Source organism: Streptomyces sp. DSM 106670, from assembly GCF_055792845.1.
This window is the reverse complement of sequence record NZ_CM147704.1, coordinates 6,509,101-6,529,138: the sequence shown is the minus strand read 5'-3', so window position 1 is coordinate 6,529,138 and position 20,038 is coordinate 6,509,101. Positions and strand designations below refer to the sequence as shown.

At 71.9% G+C, this 20,038-nt stretch carries 17 protein-coding genes; 9 read left to right on the top strand and 8 right to left on the bottom strand.

The genetic code is table 11. The features are described from left to right. Position 1: 1 nt before the first annotated feature. The 5 genes from ACSMXR_RS28990 to ACSMXR_RS28970 form a co-directional block, all read right to left on the bottom strand. A complete protein-coding gene (locus ACSMXR_RS28990; RefSeq protein ID WP_364882093.1) occupies positions 2-910 on the bottom strand; it encodes a dihydrodipicolinate synthase family protein in 909 nt (302 codons plus the stop codon). Positions 911-919: 9 nt separating this feature from the next. After that, positions 920-2,476 carry an FAD/NAD(P)-dependent oxidoreductase gene (locus ACSMXR_RS28985; RefSeq protein ID WP_473170220.1) on the bottom strand — a complete coding sequence of 519 codons (1,557 nt, stop codon included), beginning with the start codon at positions 2,474-2,476 and terminating at the stop codon, positions 920-922. Beyond that, on the bottom strand, positions 2,469-2,732 hold the full coding sequence (locus tag ACSMXR_RS28980; protein ID WP_473170219.1) for a (2Fe-2S)-binding protein: 264 nt from the start codon (positions 2,730-2,732) through the stop codon (positions 2,469-2,471). Before ACSMXR_RS28980 ends, ACSMXR_RS28985 begins: the two co-directional genes overlap by 8 nt. After that, on the bottom strand, positions 2,729-3,889 hold the full coding sequence (locus tag ACSMXR_RS28975) for an NAD(P)/FAD-dependent oxidoreductase (protein WP_473170218.1): 1,161 nt from the start codon (positions 3,887-3,889) through the stop codon (positions 2,729-2,731). Before ACSMXR_RS28975 ends, ACSMXR_RS28980 begins: the two co-directional genes overlap by 4 nt. A 264-nt stretch (positions 3,890-4,153) precedes the next feature. Continuing rightward, entirely contained in the window at positions 4,154-5,047 is an 894-nt protein-coding gene (locus tag ACSMXR_RS28970; protein ID WP_473170217.1) for a hypothetical protein, read from the bottom strand. Positions 5,048-5,160: 113 nt separating this feature from the next. Between ACSMXR_RS28970 and ACSMXR_RS28965 the strand changes: the two genes are divergently transcribed. The 9 genes from ACSMXR_RS28965 to ACSMXR_RS28925 all read left to right on the top strand — a co-directional run bounded on the left by ACSMXR_RS28965 (position 5,161) and on the right by ACSMXR_RS28925 (position 15,718). Beyond that, positions 5,161-6,339 carry a CapA family protein gene (locus ACSMXR_RS28965; protein WP_137230236.1) on the top strand — a complete coding sequence of 393 codons (1,179 nt, stop codon included), beginning with the start codon at positions 5,161-5,163 and terminating at the stop codon, positions 6,337-6,339. Between the two features lie 206 nt (positions 6,340-6,545). After that, positions 6,546-8,801: a cache domain-containing protein gene (locus ACSMXR_RS28960; RefSeq protein ID WP_473172457.1), complete on the top strand. Its 2,256-nt coding sequence runs from the start codon at positions 6,546-6,548 to the stop codon at positions 8,799-8,801. A 6-nt stretch (positions 8,802-8,807) separates the two neighbouring features. Further along, the gene (pgsB, locus tag ACSMXR_RS28955) at positions 8,808-10,394 is read left to right on the top strand and encodes a poly-gamma-glutamate synthase PgsB (protein ID WP_473170216.1); all 1,587 of its coding nucleotides are present in this window, start codon (positions 8,808-8,810) and stop codon (positions 10,392-10,394) included. After that, the gene (locus tag ACSMXR_RS28950; protein ID WP_006128197.1) at positions 10,391-10,873 is read left to right on the top strand and encodes a poly-gamma-glutamate biosynthesis protein PgsC/CapC; all 483 of its coding nucleotides are present in this window, start codon (positions 10,391-10,393) and stop codon (positions 10,871-10,873) included. The genes pgsB and ACSMXR_RS28950 overlap by 4 nt, the downstream gene beginning before the upstream one ends. Positions 10,874-10,905: 32 nt before the next feature. Then, entirely contained in the window at positions 10,906-11,982 is a 1,077-nt protein-coding gene (locus ACSMXR_RS28945) for a C40 family peptidase (RefSeq protein WP_381848003.1), read from the top strand. Between the two features lie 258 nt (positions 11,983-12,240). Next, positions 12,241-12,696, top strand: a complete 456-nt coding sequence (locus ACSMXR_RS28940; protein WP_032768771.1) for a helix-turn-helix domain-containing protein — start codon at positions 12,241-12,243, stop codon at positions 12,694-12,696. Between the two features lie 120 nt (positions 12,697-12,816). Beyond that, on the top strand, positions 12,817-13,344 hold the full coding sequence (locus ACSMXR_RS28935; RefSeq protein ID WP_218524468.1) for a M48 family metalloprotease: 528 nt from the start codon (positions 12,817-12,819) through the stop codon (positions 13,342-13,344). Next, positions 13,341-14,531, top strand: coding sequence for an MAB_1171c family putative transporter (locus tag ACSMXR_RS28930; protein WP_364882074.1), 1,191 nt, complete (start codon positions 13,341-13,343; stop codon positions 14,529-14,531). Before ACSMXR_RS28935 ends, ACSMXR_RS28930 begins: the two co-directional genes overlap by 4 nt. Further along, positions 14,528-15,718: a cytochrome P450 family protein gene (locus tag ACSMXR_RS28925; protein WP_240805825.1), complete on the top strand. Its 1,191-nt coding sequence runs from the start codon at positions 14,528-14,530 to the stop codon at positions 15,716-15,718. Before ACSMXR_RS28930 ends, ACSMXR_RS28925 begins: the two co-directional genes overlap by 4 nt. A 57-nt stretch (positions 15,719-15,775) precedes the next feature. Here ACSMXR_RS28925 and ACSMXR_RS28920 read toward each other — a convergent pair whose 3' ends face one another. From ACSMXR_RS28920 to ACSMXR_RS28910, 3 genes are read right to left on the bottom strand one after another with little or no spacing between them, the layout of a single operon-like run. After that, positions 15,776-18,244: a beta-xylosidase/alpha-l-arabinosidase gene (locus ACSMXR_RS28920; protein ID WP_473170215.1), complete on the bottom strand. Its 2,469-nt coding sequence runs from the start codon at positions 18,242-18,244 to the stop codon at positions 15,776-15,778. Further along, positions 18,241-19,062 carry a carbohydrate ABC transporter permease gene (locus ACSMXR_RS28915; protein ID WP_030079970.1) on the bottom strand — a complete coding sequence of 274 codons (822 nt, stop codon included), beginning with the start codon at positions 19,060-19,062 and terminating at the stop codon, positions 18,241-18,243. Before ACSMXR_RS28915 ends, ACSMXR_RS28920 begins: the two co-directional genes overlap by 4 nt. Further along, positions 19,059-20,033 (bottom strand): carbohydrate ABC transporter permease, encoded by a 975-nt coding sequence (locus tag ACSMXR_RS28910; RefSeq protein WP_473170214.1) that lies wholly within the window; start codon positions 20,031-20,033, stop codon positions 19,059-19,061. Before ACSMXR_RS28910 ends, ACSMXR_RS28915 begins: the two co-directional genes overlap by 4 nt. Between the last annotated feature and the right edge of the window lie 5 nt (positions 20,034-20,038).

The window sequence follows — 20,038 nt, the reverse complement described above, 5'->3', positions numbered from 1 at the left end:
GTCAGTTCACCCCCGCGTCGATGAGGGCCTGGGTGGCGGAGCGGACGACGGCCTCGGTCTCCGGGTCCAGGGCCTGCCGGGGCGGGCGGCAGACTCCGCCGGTCCGGCCGATCATGTCCTGGCCGAGCTTGATCGCCTGGACGAACTCGGTCCTGCTGTCCCAGCGCAGTACGGAGTGGAGCCTGCGGTAGAGCGGCAGCGCGGTGTCGAGATCGCCCGCCAGCGAGGCGTTGTAGAGGTCGAGGCAGGCGCGCGGGAAGACCTGGGGGTAGCCGGCGACCCAGCCCTTGGCACCGGCGACGGCGACCTCCAGGAGGGTGTCGTCGGTGCCGATGATCAGGTCGAGGCCGGGGGCGAGTTCGTTGATGGCGTAGCACCGGCGGACGTCTCCGGAAAACTCCTTCACGCCCACGATGAAGCCCTCGGCGTGCAGTTTGGCCAGCAGCTCCGGACGCAGGTCGACCTTGGTGTCGATGGGGTTGTTGTAGGCGGTGACGGGAAGTCCGGCGGAGGCCACCATCGCGTAGTGCTCCAGGACGGCGCGGTCGTCGGCCCGGTAGGCGTTGGGCGGCAGGCACATGACGGCCCGGCAGCCGGCGTCCTTGGCGAACAGGGCGTGCCGCCGCGCCTCGATCGCGCCGTACGCCCCGACGCCCGGCATCACGGTGAAGCCCTCGGGGGCGTGGGCGACGGCGGTCTCCACGACGCGGTCGCGTTCCTCGTACGTCAGGGTCTGGTACTCGCCCAGCGAGCCGTTCGGGGCGACGCCGTGCAGGCCCTGTTCGGCGAGCCAGGCGACGTTGTCGCCGTAGGCGCCGTGGTCGACGGCGAGGTCCTGGCCGAAGGGGAGGCTCGTCGCGACGATGACGCCGTGCCAGGGCATCCGGGTACGGGGGGAGGTGCGGTCCATGGGAACTCCTCAGGTGGGATCGGAGGCGGGATCGGCGCTGGGATCGGAGGCGGACTCGCCGGCATCGGCGAGCGCACCGAGGGTGACGGGGCTCGCGATCAGCCGCTCGGCGGGGGCGTAGGGCTGGTCGCGGGCGACGAGGCAGTGCACGGCGGGCCCGCACATCCGGCCCTGGCACCAGCCCATGCCGGCCCGGGTCAGCTGTTTGACCTGCCGGTGGTCGGCCGCCGCGTCGTCGGCGCGGGCGGACCGGACCGCACCGGCGGTGACCTCTTCGCACCGGCAGACCGGGGTGTCGTCGGTGAGCCAGGCGGGCCAGGCCGGTGGCAGGGGGTGGGCCCGGGCCATCGCCCGGGCGAAGGCGCGGTGCCGGGCCATCGCCCGGGCGAAGGCGCGGTGCCGGGCCACCGCCCGGCGCTCCGCGGCGAGCCGCCGGGCGTTCGGCAGGCCCGGCGCGCAGAGGTCGGTGAGGACCGAGACGGCGGCGACGCGGCCCTCGCTCACCGCGAGCGCGGCCCCGCCCACACCGCAGGTCTCCCCCGCCGTGTAGAGCCCGGGCACCGAGGTGCGCTGTCCGTCGTCGACGGCGGCGGCCATGGTGCCGTCGCCCGCGTCGGCGAGGCCGCAGCCGAGCGGGAGCAGAAGGTCCAGCTGGGGTACGAAGCCCCAGCCGACGCCCACGGTGTCGGCCGCGATCCGGCGCTCCGTACCCGGCAGGGGGTTGCCGTCGGCGTCCAGGGAGGCGGTGCGGACGAAGGCGACCCGACCCTCCGCACCTCCCCCGACTCCGGCCTGTCCATCTGCCTGTCCTTCTGCTTCTGCCTGTCCTTCTGCTTCTCCTTCGGCGCCGATGATCGCGGTACGGGTGCGGACCGGGATCCGGTGCCGGGCGAGGGTGCCCGCGTACCGGGCGGCCTCGGCCCACTTGGCAGGGTTGCGGAGCAGGGCCGCGGGGTGGCGCAGCCAGGCCGAGGGCGCCGCCGCCTCGCACACCGCGACGACCTCGGCCCCGCGCGCGGCGAGGGCCGCGGCGACGGGCAGCAGGAAGGGGCCCGTACCGCCGAGGACCACCCGGCGGCCGGCCACCACTCCCCCGCCCTTGAGCAGCGCCTGAAGCCCTCCGGCGGTGAGCACACCGGGCAGGTCCCAGCCGGGGAAGGGGAGTTGGCGGTCGTAGGCGCCGGTCGCCACCAGCAGGGCCGGGGCGCGCAGCACGACGGTCCGCTCCTCGGGCGCCCGGCTCCGGTCCACCGCGTGGACGGTGAATCCGTCGTCCACGCGGGCCGTGGTCCACACATGGTGGTTGAGCAGCAGCGTGAGCCGGCCGGTGCGCTCGTGGGCGGCCAGCGTGGCGCACAACTCCCGGTAGGCGCCCAGACCGTGGTGGAGGTCCGCGGTTGGCACGGCCTCCTGCGCCGGGGGCGGTGGGTGGCGCCAGAACTGGCCGCCGAGCGCGGCCCCCGAGTCGACGAGGACGACCCGCAGTCCGCCGTCCAGGGCGGTGGCGGCGGCGGCAAGGCCGGCAGGGCCCGCGCCCACCACCACGAGGTCGCCGGACTCACTCATCGCCGTCCTCCCCGGTCGTGACGGCCATGCCCGGACGCGCCTGGACCAGGCAGGCGCGCTGTCCGCCCGTACCGTCGACGGTCACCAGGCAGTCGAAGCAGACGCCGATCCCGCAGAAGATCCCCCGGGGCCGCTGCCCGGCCCGGGTGATCCGCCAGGCGACCCGGCCCGAGGCGACGAGCGCGGCGGCCAGGGTCTGTCCGGGGACGAACGGCAACGGCTCGCCGTCCACGGTGAACGCGGTGGTCGCGGTCACTTCGGCACACCTCCGGTGGTGAGGAATCGGTCGGGCAGCAGGCCGGTGTGGGCGGCCGGATCGGCGCCGCGCCAGGGCTTGCCGAGCAGATGGGCGGTGACCAGGGCGCCGGTCGCGGGGGCCAGGCCGATGCCGGCGCCCTCGTGGCCGCACGCGTGGACGACGCCGGGGACACGGGGGTCCGGGCCGACGACCGGCAGATGGTCCGGGCAGTACGGCCGGAAGCCCCGGTAGGCGCGGATCAGGTGGACGCCGCGCAGGAACGGGAAGAGGCGGCACGCCTGGGCGGCGAGCGCGGTCACCACGGCCGGGTTCATCGCGGTGTCGAAGCCGACGCGTTCCCGGCTGGCGCCGATCAGGATGGTGCCCGCGCGGGTGCCCTCGACGACGCACGAGGTCTCCAGACCCGCGTCGCTGGACGCGACGTTGGCGACGTAGTCGGCGGAGTAGACCTTGCGCCGGATCATCGGCGGCAGCGGCTCGGTGACGAGGACGAAGCCCCGGCGCGGCAGGATCTCGACGGGTGCGCCGAGCCGGCGGCCGACCTCGCCGCCCCAGGTGCCGGCGGCGTTGACCACGGCGTCGGCGGGCAGCACCGTGCCGTCGGCGGTACGCACTCCGGTGATCCGGCCGTCGGTGGCGGTGACCGCGGCGGCGGCCTCGCCGGTGTACGTACGGGCTCCGCGGCGCACGGCGGCGCGCAGCAGACCGGCCGCCGCGAGAACGGGCTGCACCTGGGCGTCCTGCGGGTAGTGGACACCGCCGGGCAGACCGGGCGCGATATGCGGTTCGAGGTCGCCCGGACGCTCAACGGGCTCGGTACGGACGCCGGATTCCGCCTGGCGCGCGGCGAACGCGTGCAGCGCGGTGAGGGCTTCGGGCGTGCTCGCGACGACCAGGCCGCCCTTGGTCTCGAACTCGACGCTCTCCGGGCCGAGTTCCTCCGCGGCCTCGTCCCACAGATCGCGGCTGAGCCGGGCCAGTTCCAGTTCGGGCCCCGGCTCCTTGTCGGAGAGGAGGATGTTGCCCTCGCCCCGGCTGGTCGTGCCCGCGCCGACGGGGCCCCGGTCGAGCACCGTGACATCGAGGCCGGCCGCGGCGGCGTGGAACGCGCAGGCGGCGCCCACGATGCCCGCGCCGACGACTACGACTTTCATGGCCACCCCTTAGCGCGCCTGCACGGCCGCCCGCTAGTGCAATGTCACATGCCATTGCCTAGGCTATACATCCGGACGACCCGAGGACAACGCCGCCGCCCCGGTGACTTTTTCGCCCGGGCACCCGACGCCCGCACAAAGGAGATCGAGGCGCGCGGCACCGCCCGACGACGGACGGGCTCCGGCGGAGGTGTCCGCCGGAGCCCGTCCGCCGCCTTCGGAGCAGGCGCTCGGAAGGCGCCTGCTCCGCACTGCCGTGCCGGACTACCCGCCGGCCGTCCACCCCGCGACCAGTCCACCCAGGGCGTCGATGGCCTCTTCGGTGTCGCGTCCGTCGTCCGCCCGGGCGTGCCGGGCCAGCTCGACGTGGACGAAGCGGGCGTGTTCGCGGTCCGCCGAGCGGCCCTGGACGTTGGCCCGGCCCTCCAGCGGGCAGCGTGCCGCCCAGGCCCGGCAGACCCGCAGACCCTTGTCGTCCATGCGGTCGGCCATCGCCACCACCTCGGCGGACGCCGTCTCGACGGCGCCGGTGGAGACGACGGCGTCGTAGGGGCGGTCGGCGGAGTCGGTGAATCCGTGCAGTTGGACGCCGGGCACCCCGCGCTTCTGCAGCTCCACGACGATCGCGTGGAAAGCACTGTCCTCGCGGTGGGCGACATCGGCCGCGTCACTCTCGCCGGCCCGGCGGTGGGCGCCCGCCAGAACGAGAGCGCCGCCGGGGTTCTCCTCCAGGAGCCGGACGCCGAGGACCTCGGTGTCGCGGTCGGAGACGGGGTGCGGGACCTGGGCGTTCCAGCGGACGGCGGAGTCGGCGTTCAGATACAGCCGGCCCCAACGGGCGCTCCGGCCCGGCCCGGTGGCGGCGATCTCGTCGTAACGGCGGCCCGAGTCGGTGTCGGTGAGGCGGGTGAGGCCAAGGCCGAGCGGGGCGAGCTGTCGCTCCGCCTCCTGGGCGTCACCCGACAGCAGGCTCCCGACGGCCTTCGCCAGCCGTACGCGCTGCGCCTTGTCCGGCGGACTGTACGGCGCGTCGGCGCGGAGCTTCGCCGTGTACCCGAGCACACGGCTGCGCAGATCGACCAGTTCCCGGGCGCGCGGAACGGAATCCTCCGGGGTCGGGGACGTATCGGCCTGACAGCCGACCAGAACCAGGAGCAAACCTAGTGCGATGAAAGTGCGCAGCAAATGTGACCATCCCGTGATGACAATCCGAAGGTCGGTCATGTGGGCCATGTAAGTATGACTTAGTGACAATCCGTAATTCTCTCGGTATGAGTCGTTCGCTGGCCCTCCTGGCGATGGCCGTCGGCCTGACCGTGTCGTGCGGCACCGAGCCGGCGCAGCCCCAGGCCAAGGCCGGTGGGCGCAGCTTCACCGTAGCCGCGGCCGGCGATGTCCTCATCCATCCCGAGCTGGTCGAACAGGCCGCGAAGGACGCGAAGGAGAGCGGGCGCGGAGAGGCCGGACTGGACTTCGGACCGCTGCTCGCCGGGGTGAAGCCCGTGATCAGCAAGGCCGACCTCGCGATCTGTCACATGGAGACGCCCGTCGGGAAGCCCGAGGGGCCGTTCCAGGGATACCCGGAGTTCCTGGTGCCGCCGCAGATCCTGACCGGTCTGAAGGACGTGGGGTACGACACCTGCTCGACGGCCTCCAACCACACCTTCGACCATGGCCTGAAGGCCGTGCGGCGCACGCTGGACACCATGGACAAGGTGGGCCTCGGGCACAGCGGGTCGGCGCGGACGCCGAAGGAAGCGGAGCAGATCAACATCCTGGACGTCAACGGCGTCAAGGTCGCCCACCTCTCGTACTCCTGGGAGTCCTTCCTCAACCCCACGCCCAAGAAGCAGAGCTGGGCCTTCAAGCGTTCCAGCACGGACGAGATCAAGAAGGCCGAGAAGCGGGCCCGCTCCCAGGGCGCCGAGGTGGTACTGCTCTCCGTGCACTGGGGCCTGGAGCACTACAACGAGCCGAGCGTCCCGCAGTTGGACATGGCCCAGCGGCTCACCGAGGAGACCGGCATCGACCTGGTGATCGGTCATCACGCCCATGTGGTGCAGCCGATCCAGAAGGTCAACGGCACCTGGGTCGCGTACGGCCTCGGCAACCAGGTGGCCCGGCACTCCTCGCCGACCGGTCTCACCGAGGAGGGGGCCATCGGCTGGTTCGAGTTCCGCGAGACCGCCGACGGCTGGGACGTCTCCGCCCGTTACCGCACGACGCAGATGGACATCCCGCCCGAGGTCGAGCCCGGGGAGAAGGCTCCCGAGGGCGCGGTCGAGGACCTCCGCCTCGTCGATGTCCAGCAGGCCCTGGACCACCCCGAAGGGCTGTCCGACGACCGGATCGCCCGCTACCGGCTGGCCGAGGACCGTACGCGTGGCTTCCTCTACAACCGGGGCGCGCCGGGCGGTGACGGCCTGAAGCGGCTGTCGCTGGACAAGTGATCAGGCCCACATTTTTCAGCACGCTGACAGACACAACCTATTAGGCGCTTATCCGTCTTTTATGTGACAGCGTCTCGCAGCCATGCGACAGCGGTGCTTCCTCGGCACTGAGCACCCGCAGCGACCAAGGAAGAAAACCGGTGACATCGACTCCTGCCGCGCCCCTCGTGCCGAAAGGCCGGCGGCGCAGCCGCAGACGTGCGGACATGCCGCTGCTGGGCGGCATCCGGCCGCCGATCGCGTTGCTCTGCGTCCTGATCCTCGCCCTCGCGGGTCTCACGGCCAAGGTGCTGGGACCGGGCGCGGAACCGGTCGTGCCCAAGGCGGTGCTCTCCTCGCAGCAGTACTTCGCCCAGGACGGCGCCATCGCCCTGCGCGCCTCGATCGACGAGCGGGTCACGGACCTCGAACGCACCGCCACCGCCTTGAACGCGGGCAGCACGACGGACCCCGAGCGCGTTCTGTCGGACCTGAGCAAGGCGTACCAGAAATGGACCGGCACCACGGTGCTGGACCTGGGCACCGGCAAGGTGCTCGCCGCCCGCGGCGAGCGCATCCCGCTGGCCTGGGTGGACAAGGACGTCCTCACCGGCGACAAGGCCCTCACCCCGCGCATGGTGCGGCTGGAGACCGGTGACGTACGGCTGATGACGATGGCCGTGCTGGAGGGGAAGGAGGGGGCGCAGCAGCTGCTGGTCGCCTCCAACAGCCTCTCCGTGCCGCCCATCAGCCTGGGCCCGTTCCGCAGCATGGCCGTCGTCGCGCGGGGCGGCGAGATCCTCGCCACCGCCGGCTTCGAGCAGTCCGAGGCGCTCAACTCGGACGCGGAGCGCAAGGAACTCACCTTCCTTCAGAAGCAGATGACCCGGCTGTCCGACCAGGCGGCCGAGGAGACCGAGCAGAACCCGGTCAGCGCCCGGGAGCCCGGTTCCCGCGGCTACCCCGGGGTCAGCGGCACCCTGGTGGGCGGGGCGTACAGCGGCCGGGTCGCCACCATGGGGTACGCGTCGCTCGCCGCCTCCGACCCGGAGGACGGGGAGAGCGTCGCCGCCGGCCTCGGCCTCACGGTCGTCGCCATGCTTCCCGTGGTCCAGCAGCAGACCCTCGCCGAGGACAACCGGCAGCTCTTCGGTCTGCTCGCGGCGGGCGCGCTGGTCCTGCTCGGACTGCTCTCGGTCGCGGTGCTGTGGATGACCGTGCAGCGTCCGCTGCTCGGCCTGTTCCTGGAGTCCCGCCGGCTCGCCCGGGGCGATCTGATCCGCCCGGTCACGGTGCCGCGTTGGGGCGAGGCCGCCCGGATCGGCGCCGCGCTGGAGCGCATCCGCGGTCAGCTCGGCGGCGCGAGTCCCCAGGACGGGACCGCCGGTGTCCGGCCGCCCGGCAGGTTCCGGGGCGGTGCGCGCGGACCGCTGGTGCTGACGGCGGTGCTCCTGCTGCTGTGGTGCGTCCCCGTCGGGCTGCTGCTCAACCGCACGGACGGGACCGTGAGCATCCCCGCGGTCATGGTCAACGACCAGCGCGACCGCACCGATCTGGTCGCCGACCGGGCCCGCCGGGCGCTCAACGAGGCCCAGGCCGACCTCGTGTCCACCTCGCGTCTGCTCGACACCGACGACGTCGCCGCCACCGAGAACCTGCTGAAGGGCGCCCTGCGGGAGCACTCCCGCTATCAGGCGCTGTACGTCGTCGGCAAGGACGGCTCCGTCGTCGCCCGGGCCGGCGGCGACCCCCACCCGTGGACCGCGGAGAAGGACGCCTCGCTGGTCCGTGTCTCCGGCCAGGGCGAGAAGAGGCCCGTCGTGCAGGCCGGGGCGCCCGTGCCGGAGCACGAGGGCATGACCCTGGTCGGCGAGGTGCGGGTGGAGTTCCTCAACTCGCTGCTGAAGCGGCCCGGTCTCGGCGAGGTCCGGATCGTGAACACCGAGGCCCGGACGCTCGCCGGCAGCGACGGCTTCCGCGCCTTCGAGGGGCTGCCGAACGATGTGCTGCCCGACCTGGTGCGCGCCGCCAACGTGCGGGTGGGCGCCGGGCCGTTGGAGAACGGTCTGCTCATCCGGGACGGGGGCGCGGTCACCGTGGCCGCCGCCGCGCCGTTCACCGGCGGCGGTGTCGCCTCCGACGTCGGCTGGACCGTCGTCAGCTGGCAGAACGCCGCCCGGTTCGAGATCACCGCCTACGAGCGCGAGGACCGCAGCGTGCTCGCCAGTCTGCTGGGCCTCGCCCTGATCGTGGTCTGCCTGGGCTGGATCCACCTCGTCGTCGTACGGCCCCTGCGGGCTCTCGCGGCCGGTGCCGAGAAGCTCGCCGACGGAGACCTCAAGACCGTGCACTACCCCCGCTACCAGGACGAGGTCGGTGCTGTCGTCCGGAGCCTCGAACTGATCCGCCAGCAGTTGCAGGCCCGCCGGCAGACCCAGGCGCGCCGTCCCGCCGAGTCCCGGCCCGGCGCCGGAGGAAGGTGACCAAGCGTGCTCTATCTGTACTTCGTCCTGTTGACCGGCAGTCTGTTCCTGCTCGTCGCGGGCATCGTGGAGCAGCGCCGGCACTACGCCGCGCTGCACACGATCCCCTCGCGGGTGCTGGTCAACGGCATCCGCGGCAAGTCCTCCATCACCCGGCTCTGCGCGGGCGCGCTGCGGGGCGGTGACCTGATCACCGTCGCCAAGACGACCGGCACCGCCGCCCGCTTCATCCACCCGGACGCCACCGAGGAGCCGGTCTACCGCAAGTTCGGCATCGCCAACGTGGTGGAGCAGATCGGCATCGTCCGCCGGGCCGCCACCTACCGGCCCGACGCGCTCGTCATCGAGTGCATGGCCGTGATGCCGGCGCTCCAGGAGGTCAACCAGAGCAAGCTGATCCGCTCGACGATCGGCGTGCTCTGCAACGTACGCGAGGACCACCTCGCCGAGATGGGCCCCACCCTCGACGACGTGGCCCGCTCGCTGTGCCGCTCGATGCCCGAGGACGGGATCTGCGTCACCGCCGAGAAGGAACGTTTCCACATCCTCCAGGAGGAGGCGGACGCCCGGAACTGCCAGCTGGTGTACGCCGATCCGGAGACCGTCAGCGACGAGGAGCTGCGCGGCTTCAGCTGGTTCACCTTCAAGGAGAACGTGGCGATCGCCCTGGTCGTCGCCGATCTCCTGGGCGTGGAGCGCGAGGTCGCCCTTCAGGGCATGTACGACGCTCCGCCGGACCCGGGCGTGCTCTCGGTGGAGCGGTATGTGGCCCCCGACGGCAACCGGCTCGCCTTCGCCAACGTCTTCGCGGCCAACGACCCCGAGTCGACGCTGATGAACATCAACCAGCTCCTCGACCTCGGCGCCATCCGCCGCCCGCTGAACGTGGTGATCAACTGCCGCCCCGACCGCGTGGAGCGCAACGGGCAGATGGGCGAGATCATCCCCGACCTCCAGCCCGACAACGTCTTTGTCATCGGGCACCCCGCCAAGAGCGCCATCGACGCCATCCCCGCCGACTGGCAGGACCGGGCGGTCGACCTGGGCGGCGAGAAGCGGGCCGCCGAGGAGTTCATGCCGGCGATGCTCGGCCGGATGTCCGACGGCGCGTCGCTGGTGGCCATCGGCAACATCCACGGCCAGGGCGAGGAGTTGCTGGAGTACCTCGCCGAACTTCCCGCCGACGAGAGCGAGCCGGACGAGGAGACCCCGGGCCCCGTCGCCGCTGCCCCGGCGCAGACGCCCCGGCTTGACCCGTTCGCCTCGTACCACCCGGCGTACGAGGAGCGCTACCAGGCCTCGCAGACCCAGGAGATCCCGGTGGTCCGCATCCCGGTCCAGCCCTCGGACTCCTACCGGCGGCAGCCCGAGCACCACGAGCAGTACGCACAGCGGGAGCCGTACGCCCAGCCCGAGCGGCACGCCCAGCAGGAGCCGTACGCCCAGCAGAGCCAGGGCCAGGGGCAGGACCGGAGCCAGGACCGACCCTTCGAGTTCTTCGGCGGCGCGCGGCAGCAGCAGCCGTACGAACCCGCACAGCAGACCTGGCCGCCCCACGACGAGCCGCACGACGACGCCCGGAGATCCCGTTGACCACCGCCGCACTGACCCCCGAGATGGCCGCCCTGGGTATCGCCATAGGGCTGTTCTTCTCGCTGCTGTGCTACCTCACGACCAACCTCTCGCCCGGCGGCATGATCACTCCGGGCTGGCTCGCCCTGACGCTGATCGAGGACGTCCAGCGCGCGGCCATGGTGCTGGGCGTCACCGCCCTCACCTACGCCGGCACCAAGGTCATGCAGCGGCTGGTGATCCTCTACGGCAAGCGGCTGTTCGCGTCGGTGGTGCTGCTCGGCGTGCTGCTCCAGAGCACGGTGATGATCCTGCTCTCGCTGGAGTTCCCGCTGCTCTACGGCAACCAGACGCTCGGCTTCATCGTGCCCGGCCTGATCGCCTATCAGCTGGTGCGGCAGCCCAAGGGCCCCACCCTGCTGGCCACCGGCACGGTCTCGCTCATGGCCTACATCGTCGTCGCCGCCGGGCTGCTGCTCGGCATCATGCCCGCTGTCTGACAGCCCGCCCACGAACAACCGAGGAGTAACCGATGGCAGGGAAGAAGAAGTCGCGGCCCGTCGTCTCGGGTCTGGTGGTGCTGGCGCTCGTCGCGACCTCCGGCTACCTCACCCTGGAACTGCGCAAGCAGGAGATGCCCGGGGTGACCGAGGTCCGCAACGTCGGCGTCCTGGACGGCGGCAAGGCCTCCGGCGCCTCCGACGACAAGGGCGAGGCCGCCTGGTCCCGGCTGGAGAACCCGGCGCGCTCGGTGCTGCGCGGCTCCGACGGCCAGATCAAGGCGGTGTTCACCGACGGGGCGCGCCTGGCCACCCTCACCGGCCCGGCCCGCACCTTCACCGAACCGGCCTCCACCTCCTCCAAGGTCTCCACCACGGACTGGGTGCGCCTGATGCCGGAGCCCTGGAAGAAGGGCGCCGAGAAGCAGAAGTGGTTCAAGGACTGGTACGCGGAGTACGAGGACAGCAAGGAGGACGACCTCTTCGCCGTCTCCTTCCAGTACGTGGCCGGCGCCCCGCAGAAGAAGGACGAGCAGGGCGTCGCCTATGCCGGTGACGCCAACTTCGGGCCGCTGAACACCACCGGCGCGGAGGGCGGCGACCTGCGCCTGGAGCAGTCCGACTTCTACGACTACCTCGGCCTGCCCTACCCCTTCCGCGACGGACAGACCGGCACCCCGGAGTCCATGCGCGCCAAGTCCCTGGACTGCTCGGGCTTCGTACGGATGGTGCTCGGCTACCGCACCCGCTACCCGCTGATGTCCTCGGACGCCTCCGGCGACGGCCTCCCGCGCACCGCCAACGGCATGGCCCGCTCCGACGAGGGCGCCGACGTGCTTCCGCTGACCGGGGTGACGGCCGACGACCGCCCGTCCGCCATCGACCAGCTCCAGCCCGGCGACCTCGTCTTCTTCAAGCTGGACGCCCGCACCAAGGACCGGCTGGACCACGTCGGCATCGTCCTCGGCTACGACACCGAGGGCCATCTGATCTTCATCTCCAGCCGCGAGGAGATCAACGGCCCGACCATCGGCGACGTCGGCGGGGTCTCCCGGCTGGACGGCAACGGCTACTACGCGAAGACCCTGCGCAGCGCGAAGCGGCTGTGAGGCCGTGGGCCCCGCCGTCACGGCGGCGGGGCGCGGCGGTCCGGGCTGTCGGCTGAGCTCACCCCCGTGAAGCTCGGCCCCTTGCCCGACCGGTGCCGCCACCCACCCCCTCGACACTTCAGTGGTGACGAAGCATTGGTAACGTACACCAGAGTGACTGCCCGGCGTCAACCAAAGTGTCGCCGGGACCGGCCCGAGGGGCTTCGAGAAACACTGTGGTGGGCGAAAGCTCGGCATCACGCCAAGGAGGTCGTGTACGTGGAGGATGACCGGTCACCCACCTTCGCCCAACTCCTGGACCACCTCTTCCGCGAGGTGCACCCTCCGTCCCGGGGGCCGTACACCTACGCGGAGGTCGCCGAGGGAATCCGCAGGGCGACCCCCTCGGAGGGGCGCGGGGTGACGGCGAGCGCCATCCAGCAACTGCGCACCGGCGCCAAGCGGAACCCGACGCGGCACACCATCAAGGCCCTGGCCGACTTCTTCGGCGTACCGGCGGGCTACTTCGTCGACAGCGCGGCGGCCGAACGCACGAAGGCGGAGATCGGTCTCCTCGCCGCCATGCGCGACCAGGACGTCCGCAAGGTGGCCCTGCGCGCCAACGGCCTGAGCGTCGACAGCCTGAAGATGCTGTCGACCGTGATCGAACAGGCCCGGAAGCTCGAAGGACTCACCACCGACGACAGCGCGCACGACCTGAACCTGGACGACTGAACCGCCCACCCCGCCCGCCGGGTGGCGTCTCGAACATGTCAACATTGGTGCGCTCGCACGGGCTTCAGGGGGTGATCCGCCCCGGGCCGACCACCCGACCGGCGTCACCAGAGTGAGGACATGGACTTCGAGCAGCTTCGCGCCGCGTGCGAGGCGCGCGTCGAGGCGCTCGGGCTCCCGCACCGCTTCAGCACCCGCGACCTCCGCGACGCCGTGGCCGAACAACGCGGACGCCCCATCGTCCTGCGGCCCCTGAGCACCCTGGGCGCCGCGGACGCCCCGTGCGGCATCCGCCTGGAGACCCCGGACGCGGACCTGTTGTTCTACGAGGAGGCCACCTCTCCCCTCCATCAGAACCACATCCTCGCCCACGAGATCAGCCACATCATCTGCGACCACGCCGGCAGCCTGGAACTGGACCGGGACACGCTGCGCGCGATCGGCTTCGACCCCGCCCTCGTGCGGCGCATGTCCGGCCGGACCAGCTACACGAGCGAGGACGAGCGCGAGGCCGAGGTGATGGCCAGCGTGATCCGCCAGCTCATGTACCGGGGACGCGAAGCCCCGTCGAGCCGGCCCGCCAGCGGCGCCGAGAGCTGGGACGCCCTGTTCGCCGAGCCACACAGGAAGAAACGCCACCGGAAATGATCAATGTCCTGTTCACGGGCACGGCCGTCGTGCTGCTGTGCTTCGCCGCGTACTGGGTACGAGGACGGGGTGGCCACCGCCCCACGGGCACCTGGGCGATGGCGGCGCTGCTGACCTCGTTCGCCCTCGCCTTCGCCTCCTACGCGCCCGCCGTGGAGCGCGCGGTCGAATCGGTGGTCCCGCACGTCGCCCGGCTGCTCAGCAACACCTTCACCCTGACGGCGGCCACCTCGGTCCTCGCCTTCCTCTTCCAGCTCAATCTGGACCGCGAGCGGGCCCATCGGCAGATCCGGCTGCGCGTCATCGCCCTCGCGGTCTCCGTCGCCGGCATGACCGTCTTCTTCGTCGCCGAGCAACTCACGGGCCGGAACCCGGTGTTGTACGCGTGCTACGTGCTGATCTACATCTCCTTCCTGGCGTACACGGCCAAGGACTTCCTGCTGCAGACCTGGGCCCACTCCCAGCGGTCGACCCGGCGCAGCCAGCGCTGGGGCCTGCGCACCACCTCGGTCGGCTGCGGCTTCGCCCTCGTCTACGCCGCGTACAAGCTGTTCGCCCTGGTCTCCATCGGTCTCGGTCTGGGGCTCGTTCCCGACCACGCCCGGTGCTCCACCCCGCTGACCCCCTTCCGCTGCGCGTTCAGCGTGACCGCGCCCGCCGTCGCCGTCCTCCTCATCACCGTCGGGCTCACCCTTCCCGCCCTGCTGTGGCCGCTCAGCCAACTGCGCCGGCGCCGCTGGGAACGGACGTCGTTCACCGCACTGGAACCGCTGTGGCGGGAGGTCACCTCGGCGGTCCCCGAGGTCGTGCTCGACCCGGGCGACACCGAAGTGGACGCCCACGACCTCGACTTCCACCTCCACCGCCGGGTCATCGAGATCAACGACTGCGTGCTGGCCCTGCGCCCGTACCGCCGGGCGTCGGTACGGGACGCCGCTGCGGCCGGGGCGGCCCGCCGGGGCATCGCCGAAACCCCCGAGGGCGAGGCCGAGGTGGAGGCGGCGGTCATCGCCGCGGCCGTCGACGCCAAGCGCGCCGGGCTCCCCCTCGACGGCGACGAGGCCCCGCCCGCCGCCGGCACCCGCTCCCGCAAGGGCGACCTCCCGGCGGAGACCGCGTGGCTGCTGCTCGTGGCGGAGGCCTACGCGCGGCGCCCGGCACCCGAGCACGCGGGAGCGGCCTCGTGAGCACCCCGCGACAGGACCCCCTGCGCGACCCGCGCTTCTTCGCCGACCCGTACGCCACCTACGACCGGCTGCGCGAGAGCTGCCCGGTCCAGCGCGTCCCCACCGGCTCCGGCGGACACCAGGGGTATCTGATCACCGGCCACGCCGAGGCCCGTACGGCGTTCACCGACCCCCGGCTGTCCAAGGACACGGCCCGCTTCTTCGCCGACCGGCCCTCCGACCGCGACCTGCACCCGGCGATCTCCCGCAACATGCTGGCGAGCGACCCGCCCGCGCACACCCGCCACCGGCGGGTGGCGGCACCGCTGTTCACCACCGGCCGCGTCCGGGAACTGCGCCCCCACATCACCCGCGTCGTCGACGGCCTCACGGCCGCGTGGCGGCCGGGCGCGGAGGTCGACCTGGTGGCGGAGCTGGCGGTCCCCCTGCCGGTCACCGTCATCTGCGAGCTGCTGGGGGTGCCGGAATCCGACCGCGCTCCGCTCGCCGGCTGGTCCCACGAACTCTTCGACGCGACCGACACCGGCCGCGTCGACGCCGCGTCGCACCGGATCGGCGACTATCTGACCCATCTCGTCGGCACGGCCCGTGACACCCCCGGCGACGGCCGGCTCCACTCCTTCCTGCGCGACTGCGACGAGGGCGGCCTCGACCGGGACGAGGCCGTCTCCCTGGCCGTCCTCCTCCTGGTCGCCGGGCACGAGACCACCACCCAGTTCATCGGCAACGCCGTCCTGGCCCTGCTCCGGCACCCGGAGGCGTTCGACCGGCTGCGCCGTGACCCGGACCTGATCCCCGGCGCCCTTGACGAACTGCTCCGCTACGACTCGCCGGTGAGCGTGGCCACCTTCCGCCACAGCACGGAGGAGCTGAGCGTCGGCGGGGTCGACATCCCGGCGGGCTGCCCGGTGCTCATCGCCCCCGGGGCGGCCAACCGCGACCCGGCCGCGTTCCCCGACCCGTACCGTCTCGACCTGGACCGCGACGCCGGGGGCCATCTCTCCTTCGGCCACGGCATCCACCGCTGCCCGGGCGCTCCGCTGGCCCGGGCCGAGGCCGAGATCGCCCTCCGCGCCCTGGTGACCCGCTTCCCGGACACCCGCCTGGCCGTCTCCGCGGAATCCCTGGCCTGGCGCCGGACCCGCCTCACCCGCGGTCTGACCGCCCTGCCCCTCGTCCTCGGCTGACCCGCGCCGACGGGGAGCGTGTGCCACCGCGTGCTCTCCCCGTCGGCGCGGTCCTGCCTACGGCGTGTCCGTGAGGAGCTCCGTCGTGATGCTCATGTGCAGCCGACGGGTGTGATCGACCGTCCGTACCGGCCCGGTCAGGGTGACCCGGGCGGTGAGCCGCGGGTCGTCGCTCGACGCGCTCAACCGCAGTTCCAGATCGCCCGGTTCGACGATCCGGTGGCCGTCGCGGCCGGTGAAGGACGCGAGGTCCGCCGGCACCGTCGCCCGCACCCCGGCCGCCTGTCCCGGCCCCAGGTCGATACGTACGTACCCGATGAGCCGCTGCACCGGCTGGACGACGGAGGCGACCGGGTCGTGGAGATAGACCTGCACCACTTCGGTCCCCTGCCGCGCACCCGTGTTGCGGACCGTGCAGGAGAACGTGAACTCCCCTTCCGTCGTGGCCCGTCCGCGCTCCACGACGAGGTCGCCCCACGCGAAGGCGGTGTACGTGAGACCGTGCCCGAACGCGAACGCCGGGGCCGGGTCGACGCTGGACACATCGCTGGCGTGGCCGAGCCGCGCCGCCAGGTAGGTGGACGGCTGGGAGCCCGGGTGGCGCGGCACGCCGACGGGCAGCCGGCCGGACGGCGCGGTGCGGCCGCTGAGCACCGAGGCGATGGCCGTCGTCCCCTCCTCGCCGGGGAAGAACGACTGCACGATCGCGGCCGCCTCGTCCACCGCCCGCCCGAGGGCGTACGGGCGTCCGGCGAGCAGGGTGACCACGACGGGCGTGCCCGTGTCGAGGAGGGCGTCGAGCAGCTGCTGCTGGACACCGGGGAGGGCCAGGTCCTCCGCGTCACAGCCCTCCCCGCTCGTACCCCGCCCGAAGAGCCCGGCCCGGTCGCCGAGCGCGACGATCACGAGGTCGGCGCCCCTGGCCAGTTCGACGGCCTCGCCGAAGCCGTCGGTGGCCGTGCCGTCGATGTCCGCGCCCCGCGCGGTGACGATGTCACTGTGCGGGAACTCGGCCGCCAACGCCTCGCGCACTGTGGGCAGTTCGATGCCGAGCGGTGTCCCGGGGTGCCGGCCCCCGACGTGGACGGGAAAGGCGTAGCAGCCGAGGACGGCCGTCGGGGTGTCGGCGTTGGGCCCGACGAGGGCGATACGGGCCGGGGCTCCGGCGTCCGCCGCCAGGGGCAGGGTGCCGTCGTTGCGCAGAAGCACGACGGCCTGTTCGGCGACGCGGCGGGCGAGCGCGCGGTTCTCGTCGGTGTCGAGCCGGACGGTCCCGCGCAGCGCCTGCGAGTTCCCGCCCACGGAGCCGTTACCGCCCGTGGCTGCGGCGAGCACCGGCGGCTCCGGCCGCCAGTCCGCGTCCAGCAGCCCCAACTGGGCCTTCTGGACCAGGACCCGGCGTACGGCACGGTCCACCAGGGCCTCGGACACCAGGCCCTGGGCGAGCGCCTCGGCCAGCGGGCCGCCGAAGGTCTTCACGGTCGGCAGTTCCACGTCCACCCCCGCGCCGAGTGCGGCACCGGCCGCCTCCCCGAAGGTTCCCGCGACCCCGTGCAGCGTCTTCAGGAAGGCGATGCCGAAGTAGTCCGCGACCACGGTCCCGTCGAAGCCCCAGGTGTCCCGGAGCAGACCGGTCAGCAGCTGTCCGTCGGCCGCGGAGGGGATGCCGTCGGTGTCGGTGTACGCGTGCATCACCGACCGTACGCCGCTCTCGCGCACGGCCATCTCGAACGGGGTCAGGATGATGTCGGCCCGCTCCCGCGCCCCCATGCCGACGGGGGCGAGGTTGCGGCCCGCCCGTGAGGCGGAGTACCCGGCGAAGTGCTTGAGCGTGGCGACGACTCCGGCCGACTCCAGTCCCCGTACATACGCGGTGGCGACGGTTCCCACCAGATACGGGTCCTCCCCGATCGTCTCCTCGACCCGCCCCCAGCGTGTGTCGCGTACGACGTCGAGGACCGGGGCGAGCCCTTGGTGCACGCCGACGGAGCGCATGTCGCGGCCGATCGCGGCGGCCATCTCACCGATCAGTTCCGGATGGAAGGTGGCGCCCCAGGACAGCGGCACCGGGTAGGCCGTCGCGCCCCAGGTGGCGAAGCCCGCGAGGCACTCCTCATGGGCGAGCGCCGGGATGCCGAATCGATTGGCTCCGGCGATCCGCTCCTGGGTGCGGGACAGCGAGAGGGCGCCCACGGCCGGATCGACCGGAGCCGTTCCGAACGGGCGGGTCAGCTGGCCGAGGCCGTGCGGAAGAAGCCCGTCGAGGTCGACGGCCTCCTCCATGTCGTGCTGGAACGGCGCGACTTCGCCGCCCTCGTCGGATGCGCCCACCCAGACGCCGACGAGCTGGGAGATCTTCTCCTGGAGGGTCATGGCGTCGATCAGGGCGTCGGCCCTGGCCCCGGGGGTGAGGGCGGGATCGTGCCAGGGCCCGGTGCGGTGGTCCGTGGCGCCGGCTGCCGGCGCCACGGAATCGGTGGTCCCGGCGGCTTTCCGCACACCGGCGTTGTCGATGTTGGCGGTCACTTTCCTCCGACCCCCATCAGCCCCTGTACCAGGGCACGACGAGCGAACAGGTAGACGATCAGGATGGGGAGCATGGACAGGACGACCGCGGCGAGCAGGCCGGGGGTGTCGACGCCGTGCTCCGTCTGGAATTCGTAGAGCCCCATGGTGATGACCTTGGTCTCCGCGGACTGCGTCAGGACGAGAGGGAAGAGGAAGCCGTTCCACGCCTGGAGGGCGGAGAAGACGACGATCGTCGCGAGCCCGCTCCTGGACAGCGGCAGCACCAGCTGGAAGAAGACGCGCCGGGACGAGGCGCCGTCCATCGTCATCGCCTCGTACAGATCGGGGGTGATGTCCCGCATGACGCCCGTGAGGATCAGGGCGCACACCGGCATGGCGAAGGCCGCCGTCGGCAGGATGACGCCGATGAGGTTGTCGTAGAGACCGGCCTCGCTGATGACGAAGAACATCGGCACGATGACCGCCTGCGAGGGGATCGCCAGCCCCAGGAGGAACAGCCGGAAGACCGTGGTGGTGGCCCGGCCCCGGCTTCTCACGATGGTGTACGCCAGCGGCGGTACGAGAAGGACGACGATGCCCACCACGCAGACGGTGACGACGACCGTGTTGAGGAAGTACTGCGCGAAGCCGCTGTTGAGGTCCTTGATGTAGTTGTCGAGCGTGAAGTGCTCGGGGAAGGCCAGCGGGCCGTTCGCCGCGTAGTCGGGGCGCGACTGGAACGTGGCGATGAGCATCACGTACAGCGGCAGCCCCACGACGAGGAGCCAGACCACCGAGCCGAAGCCGGCTAGGTGGTTGGGACGGCTCTTGCTCACAGTCCCTCCATGGTGCTGCGCATCCTGTCGTAGCCCGAGATCCGCACCACGATCAGCGAGATGAGCGTGGAGACGAGGACCAGGAGGAGGGCGATGGCGGACGCCGATCCGTAGTCGAAGCTCTTGAACGCCTTCTGGTACATGTAGTACGCGCTGATGGTGGTGTCGCTCCCCGGTCCGCCCTGGGTCAGGATCAGCACGGTGTCGAAGGTCGTGAGCCCGCCGACCACCATCAGGATCATCGAGGTGATGATCGCGTTGCGCAGCTGCGGCAGCGTGATGTGGAAGAACTGCCGCACCCGGCCCGCGCCGTCGATCTGCGCCGCCTGGTAGAGGACCCGCGGCACCGCGCGCGCCGCGCCCTGGTAGATCAGCGTGTGCAGCGGGGTGAACTGCCAGGTGCTGACGAAGACCAGAACGCCGATCGCGCCGGCCTGCACCCCGAAGAGGTTGCCGTCGCCGAACAGCCAGGTGGCGTGTGCGGGGACCCCGAGGTTGGGGTCGAGGAGAGCGCGCCACAGCACGGACACGGCCGCGATGGACAGCAGCATCGGGACGAAGTAGATGGCGGACAGGACGGCCCGGTTGCGCTGGTGCCCCGCCGCCCAGACCCCGAGCAGAATGCTCAGCGGAGTCTGCACGGCGACCCCGAGCACGGTGAGCAAAACGCTCAGCCAGAGGCTCTTGATCATGACGGGGTCGTCGAGGAGCTTCCTCCAGTTGGCGAGGCCGGCGAACTCCGGGTCGCTCAGACCGTCCCAGCTGGCGAAGGAGAGTACGGCGACCATGATCAGCGGGACGATGGCGAAGAGGCCGAAGAAGACGGCGGCGGGGGCCGCCCAGAGGAACCCCGGCCGGCTCGCTCCGATACCGACAGGCCTGTCCTTACCGACAGGTGCGTCCTTCTTGAAGGCCCTCCCGGTCGTTCCCCTGTTCCCGGGACGTTCGGATACGACGGCGGTGGGATTCATGTCAT

Excerpts from the sequence above, each read along its gene's own strand:
- ACSMXR_RS28990 (WP_364882093.1), bottom strand. The coding sequence starts at position 910 with ATGGACCGCACCTCCCCCCGTACCCGGATGCCCTGGCACGGCGTCATC.
- ACSMXR_RS28935 (WP_218524468.1), top strand. The coding sequence starts at position 12,817 with ATGGACTTCGAGCAGCTTCGCGCCGCGTGCGAGGCGCGCGTCGAGGCG.
- ACSMXR_RS28985 (WP_473170220.1), bottom strand. The coding sequence starts at position 2,476 with ATGAGTGAGTCCGGCGACCTCGTGGTGGTGGGCGCGGGCCCTGCCGGC.
- ACSMXR_RS28975 (WP_473170218.1), bottom strand. The coding sequence starts at position 3,889 with ATGAAAGTCGTAGTCGTCGGCGCGGGCATCGTGGGCGCCGCCTGCGCG.
- ACSMXR_RS28960 (WP_473172457.1), top strand. The coding sequence starts at position 6,546 with ATGCCGCTGCTGGGCGGCATCCGGCCGCCGATCGCGTTGCTCTGCGTC.
- ACSMXR_RS28945 (WP_381848003.1), top strand. The coding sequence starts at position 10,906 with ATGGCAGGGAAGAAGAAGTCGCGGCCCGTCGTCTCGGGTCTGGTGGTG.
- ACSMXR_RS28930 (WP_364882074.1), top strand. The coding sequence starts at position 13,341 with ATGATCAATGTCCTGTTCACGGGCACGGCCGTCGTGCTGCTGTGCTTC.
- ACSMXR_RS28910 (WP_473170214.1), bottom strand. The coding sequence starts at position 20,033 with ATGAATCCCACCGCCGTCGTATCCGAACGTCCCGGGAACAGGGGAACG.
- ACSMXR_RS28965 (WP_137230236.1), top strand. The coding sequence starts at position 5,161 with ATGAGTCGTTCGCTGGCCCTCCTGGCGATGGCCGTCGGCCTGACCGTG.